This is a genomic window from Citrobacter sp. S55_ASV_140 (assembly GCF_018919505.1).
GTDB classification, from domain to species: domain Bacteria; phylum Pseudomonadota; class Gammaproteobacteria; order Enterobacterales; family Enterobacteriaceae; genus Citrobacter; species Citrobacter werkmanii.
On the sequence record NZ_JAHLQZ010000335.1, the window covers coordinates 1 to 2,391 of the forward strand.

The window sequence follows — 2,391 nt, forward strand, 5'->3', positions numbered from 1 at the left end:
TTCATATTCCCCCCGCGAAATTTTGCCGCCACGTAACAATTTGAAAGACTGGTGTTTGTAGTACCAGTTGATAGCCAGCATCAGCACACCAATCAGTACGCCGCCAACCGTTGACGCATCCTTGAGCGACAGATCGCCCAGCCATGCCAGCAGCACGGCGATGCAGTAAGTGATAAAGGCGCTGATTCGTTCAAGCGTCATAATTCAGTCCCATAGCTGGACGGTCTGCGCCGTGGTTGACGCCGTAATGTCCGGCAGCTCCACCTGCAGCCCGTGCGGTAAAAATGGGCCGTACTCAGCCAGCCCCGGATTTGCCTGCAGAACCTGCTCAGTGACACCCTGCGTGCGCCCGTAATGACGCCAGCAAAGCGCGTCTACCGTGTCATACTGATGCGCACGCACTTTCATCAGATAAGCTCCACCGTACAGTGCGGTGCATCCTGCACCCGGCTGATAGCCCATCGGGCATCACGCCACAGATCGCCGCTGGCCTCCGACAGCTCCTCCCCTCGCTTCACGCCGGACGCCGTGGCGTCATAGTCCTGATAACGCTCATTGAGCACGGCGCGCGCCCAGCAAAAAACGGCGTTGTGGTAGTGCCGGATACGCTCGCTTTTGCCGTCCAGCATTTCTGCGGGAACCTCAGCAAGTGTCCGCCAGCCCAGCATCTGCTGACGGTTGCGGAAGTCGAACAGCTCAGCGTTAACCTCAGAAATAGCCGTCAGCACGACCTGCTTTAAACGCGGCTGCGTCACCGTGCCGTCAGTACGCATCACACTGCGAAATTCCGACAGGTCCACATCAGGCCAGAACGGCGTGTTTTTGATGACCTCCGCCTGTTCCGGTGTCTGTTCGGGCGCAACAAACTTCATGCGGTTTTCTCCTGAATAAGTGGGCGGTGGACGGAATTTTGATGCGGCAGTGCCTTTCGCCATCCCGTGCCGCCCGTGCGCGGGGCACGTTCGTTAGCGGCTGTCATTGCGCAGTCTGCGCTCCAGCTGCTGCTTTTCTTTTTTCACACCGCAGCGGGGATCAAGCTGCAGCGCATGGGTAAGGTGATTCAGGGCAGACGCCGGGTTGCTTTCGCTCAGTACAGCGCCGATGGCTTTATGCAGGCGCGCCCGCGACTGGTCCGGCATATCCAGATCGGTGGTCAGGTCCAGCGTCTGCAGAAGCAGATCGGCATCAAAACCGGCAGCGGCAAGCAGAGCGCTTTGCGCCGCATCTGCCATTTCTTCTGCCAGCACGGTCTGTACGTTACGGTTGCCCAGCGGCATCACCCAGCCATGGCGCAGCGCATGGCGCCCGATTTCGAGCGCACCGGCATAATCACCGGCGTCGATACGCCACAGCATCACGTACATCAGCACATCATCCTGCTGCGCACCTCCGGCTGCCAGCACGCCCTCCGCCCAGGCGGAATATTTCGGCAGCAGCTCCACCTTGATTTCCGCCTTTTTCACCGTGGACTGGATACCTTTAAGCCGGCGGCGATCTTCTGCCAGCTGCAGCAGCATCTGGTCATAACCCGACGCATGGCGAACACTGCCGCCCTCACGGGCGGCCTGTTCGGCCTGAATGCGCAGGCGGTGCTGCCGTGCGGGACTCAGGCTCATGCGTTACTCTCCGTTTCCTGATTCTGCGGCTGCTGCAGGTGCGGCTGGCGGGGTGAAGTCACCCATTACGATGTTTTCCACCAGTGCCGCACAGCGGTAGTCCTCGACCACATACGCCTCGTTGACGGACTCAAAGTTTTCGATCCGGTCACGTTTCGGGTTGTCGATGACAGAACGGCGGCGGGTGTCTACCTGCCAGTAGATGGACAGGTTATCCAGTCGGGTGATCAGCAGCGCATTTGCCGGGAAGTAAGGCGCACGAACCGCCTGCAGACCGCCCATGCGCTTCTGGCTGATGATCAGATCGGCTGCAATTTTTTCGCTGTTGTCCTGGTCTTTGTTAACCAGTGGGAAATACTTGTCAGACAGCAGTTCACGTCCGCAGACCACCACCAGATCGTCATCATCCTGATAAACCACGTCGATCAGTTCATTGACCGCATCCATCACCAGCGCGTCCAGATTTTCGTAGCCTCCCTCATCCAGTTTTGAGGCTCCTTTACCCACTTTCACCGCGCCTTTGGTGGTTACGCCATCTTTGGTGGTACTGCCCATGACGCTATCCGGTGCATCTTCACGGATTTTCTGTAGCCAGCCCTTATTGACGTCCTGCAGCAGTGGATTTTCAGTACGGTTAGACGTTTTGGCGCGGGCCAGCCCGTTAAAGCCGATCATGATACGGTCAAGCGCCTGACGCTTGATGATGGCGTTACGGATACGCACCTGGAAGTCCTGGAATTTCGCCCACAGGTCCAGTTTTGCGTAGGTCAGCACC

General features: G+C 58.2%; 5 protein-coding genes. All 5 read right to left on the minus strand.

The features are described from left to right. Nucleotides 1-201: HP1 family phage holin (locus KQJ18_RS23370; protein ID WP_216422875.1), on the minus strand; the 201-nt coding region annotated here is incomplete at its 3' end. A 3-nt stretch (nt 202-204) separates the two neighbouring features. Beyond that, complete coding sequence (locus tag KQJ18_RS23375) at nt 205-408, minus strand: tail protein X (RefSeq protein ID WP_000868184.1); 204 nt, start codon at nt 406-408, stop codon at nt 205-207. Beyond that, nucleotides 408-872: a head completion/stabilization protein gene (locus KQJ18_RS23380; RefSeq protein ID WP_216422876.1), complete on the minus strand. Its 465-nt coding sequence runs from the start codon at nt 870-872 to the stop codon at nt 408-410. Before KQJ18_RS23380 ends, KQJ18_RS23375 begins: the two co-directional genes overlap by 1 nt. A gap of 93 nt (nt 873-965) precedes the next feature. Next, complete coding sequence (gene gpM / locus KQJ18_RS23385; protein ID WP_216422877.1) at nt 966-1,616, minus strand: phage terminase small subunit; 651 nt, start codon at nt 1,614-1,616, stop codon at nt 966-968. A gap of 3 nt (nt 1,617-1,619) precedes the next feature. Continuing rightward, the coding region (locus KQJ18_RS23390; RefSeq protein WP_216422878.1) for a phage major capsid protein, P2 family at nt 1,620-2,391 on the minus strand (772 nt) is incomplete at its 5' end.

Bases quoted from the DNA above. Each gene is read 5' to 3' on its own strand.
- KQJ18_RS23375 (WP_000868184.1), bottom strand. From the start codon at position 408: ATGAAAGTGCGTGCGCATCAGTATGACACGGTAGACGCGCTTTGCTGG.
- KQJ18_RS23380 (WP_216422876.1), bottom strand. From the start codon at position 872: ATGAAGTTTGTTGCGCCCGAACAGACACCGGAACAGGCGGAGGTCATC.
- gpM (WP_216422877.1), bottom strand. From the start codon at position 1,616: ATGAGCCTGAGTCCCGCACGGCAGCACCGCCTGCGCATTCAGGCCGAA.